The sequence below is a fragment of the Microbispora sp. NPDC088329 genome, from assembly GCF_040685655.1.
In the GTDB taxonomy this organism is placed as follows: Bacteria; Actinomycetota; Actinomycetes; order Streptosporangiales; family Streptosporangiaceae; genus Microbispora.
Genome location: NZ_JBFBIP010000068.1, coordinates 1 through 1227 on the forward strand (window position 1 = coordinate 1; position 1227 = coordinate 1227).

At 57.0% G+C, this 1227-nt stretch carries 2 rRNA genes; both read left to right on the forward strand.

What is annotated here, in order from left to right:
• Positions 1-1035, forward strand: a 23S ribosomal RNA gene (locus AB0O28_RS39830); the annotation flags it as partial.
• A gap of 66 nt (positions 1036-1101) precedes the next feature.
• A 5S ribosomal RNA gene (gene rrf, locus AB0O28_RS39835) occupies positions 1102-1218 on the forward strand.
• Positions 1219-1227 lie beyond the last annotated feature (9 nt).

A 1227-nucleotide genomic window follows, 5' to 3' on the forward strand; every position in this document is an offset into this window, starting at 1 on the left:
TTCGGGGTGCGAAGGTGAGAACTTAAGCGCCGGTAAACGGCGGTGGTAACTATAACCATCCTAAGGTAGCGAAATTCCTTGTCGGGTAAGTTCCGACCTGCACGAATGGCGTAACGACTTCCCCGCTGTCTCAACCACAGGCCCGGTGAAATTGCAGTACGAGTAAAGATGCTCGTTTCGCGCAGCAGGACGGAAAGACCCCGGGACCTTCACTACAGCTTGACATTGGCGTTTGGAGCGTCTTGTGTAGGATAGGTGGGAGACTGGGAAGCTCTGACGCTAGTCAGGGTGGAGTCATTGGTGAAATACCACTCTGGTCGTTTTGGACGTCTAACCCGCGCCCGTGTATCCGGGTGGGGGACAGTGTCTGGTGGGTAGTTTAACTGGGGCGGTTGCCTCCTAAAAGGTAACGGAGGCGCCCAAAGGTTCCCTCAGCCTGGTTGGCAATCAGGTGTCGAGTGTAAGTGCACAAGGGAGCTTGACTGTGAGACTGACGGGTCGAGCAGGAGCGAAAGCTGGGACTAGTGATCCGGCATCGGCGTGTGGAAGCGGTGTCGCTCAACGGCTAAAAGGTACCCCGGGGATAACAGGCTGATCTTCCCCAAGAGTCCATATCGACGGGATGGTTTGGCACCTCGATGTCGGCTCGTCGCATCCTGGGGCTGGAGTAGGTCCCAAGGGTTGGGCTGTTCGCCCATTAAAGCGGTACGCGAGCTGGGTTTAGAACGTCGCGAGACAGTTCGGTCCCTATCCGCTGCGCGCGCAGGAGACTTGCGAGGGGCTGTCCCTAGTACGAGAGGACCGGGACGGACGAACCTCTGGTGTGCCAGTTGTTCCGCCAGGAGCACGGCTGGTTGGCTACGTTCGGTAGGGATAACCGCTGAAAGCATCTAAGCGGGAAGCTCGCCTCAAGATGAGGTCTCCCACCACGAGAGTGGGTAAGGCCCCCTAGAGATGATGGGGTTGATAGGCCGGAAGTGGAAGCGCAGTAATGTGTGGAGCTGACCGGTACTAATAGGCCGAGGACTTGACCATATTATGCTCGCGTTCACTATGTGATCTCAGAGACAGCAACCTGTGTGGTTGTGTGTTTCATGGGGTTACGGCGGTTATAGCGGCAGGGAAACACCCGGTTACATTCCGAACCCGGAAGTTAAGCCTGTCAGCGCCGATGGTACTGCACCGGGGACGGTGTGGGAGAGTAGGACGCCGCCGGACAATTTTTTG